The 1045-nt window shown below is 67.8% G+C and carries 2 protein-coding genes; both read right to left on the reverse strand.

Translation table 11 applies throughout. The annotated features are described in order from the left end of the window. Positions 1–25 precede the first annotated feature (25 nt). Complete coding sequence (locus AOK23_RS43970; protein WP_055713676.1) at positions 26–325, reverse strand: hypothetical protein; 300 nt, start codon at positions 323–325, stop codon at positions 26–28. A 62-nt stretch (positions 326–387) separates the two neighbouring features. Continuing rightward, on the reverse strand, positions 388–972 hold the full coding sequence (locus tag AOK23_RS43975; protein ID WP_055713675.1) for a dihydrofolate reductase family protein: 585 nt from the start codon (positions 970–972) through the stop codon (positions 388–390). Between the last annotated feature and the right edge of the window lie 73 nt (positions 973–1045).

The raw sequence follows: 1045 nt of genomic DNA on the forward strand, positions 1-1045 counted from the left end.
GCGGTATCCGTGGCACGGCGGCCCTTCACCCGTCGTCCGTGTCCTCGACCTGCTCCGCGGCCTCCCGGTCGGCGGCCTTCGCCGTGCTCACGCCCTGCGTACCGGCCGAGCCGTGCGCACCATGGGCCCGACGGTCCACGGCCCGCGTCCGCTCCGCTGCGGCCCCCTCGGCCTCGGCGGCCCTGTCGACGTACGCGTCACACTTGGGGTTCCTGCACGGACCCGGACCCCACACGGGTACGAACGCGCCGAGCGTCTTGTGCCGCCGCACGATCGTGGCCACAGGCTGTCCGCAGGCCGGGCAGACTTGCTCGTCGGTGCCCATGCCCTCAGGGTAGGGCCGACGGCCTCCGGGCGCTCCCCGCCGTACTCCCCCGATCCACGGGGTCACCGCTTCCTGGTGTACGTCCGCACCACGGCCCCGTTGTCGAAGGCTCGCACCTCACCCAGCGTGAACTGGGTGATGTCGAAGCCGGAGCCGAACATCGGCATCCCCGTCCCCAGCACGATGGGGTACGTCTTGATGATCAGCTCGTCGATCTCGTCGAGCAGCTCCCCCGCCAGGACGGAGCCCCCGCACAGATAGATGTCGAGAGGACCGTCCTCCGCCTTCAGCTCCCGGACCTTGCCGACCGGGTCGGTCGAGATGATCTCGACGTTCGGGTGGGGCGACTCCGCCAGCGTGCGCGAGACGACATACTCCCGCAGATGCGCGAACGGGCTGGTGATGCCGTCCTTCAGCGCCTCGTCGTAGCTGCCGCGCCCCTGGATGACCGTGTCGTACGCCCGGTTCGGGACGTCGTCGGTCCCGATGAGCCGGCGCACATGGGTGGGATTGATGTCGGGGTGTTCCGTCCTGAGGTACTCGGCGTACTCGCCCACCACGTGGGGGTACATGAAGGACGCGTCGCCGTCCGGGCCCCCGATGAACCCGTCGATCGAACAAGCGACGACATACGTGAGCTTGCGCAAACCAGCCTCTTTCTCTGATCCCGTCCCGTTGACCACTCCATTTATAGTACTTCAGTTGTAGTGATTGCAAGAC

It is taken from the genome of Streptomyces torulosus (assembly GCF_001419765.1).
GTDB lineage: Bacteria > Actinomycetota > Actinomycetes > Streptomycetales > Streptomycetaceae > Streptomyces > Streptomyces torulosus.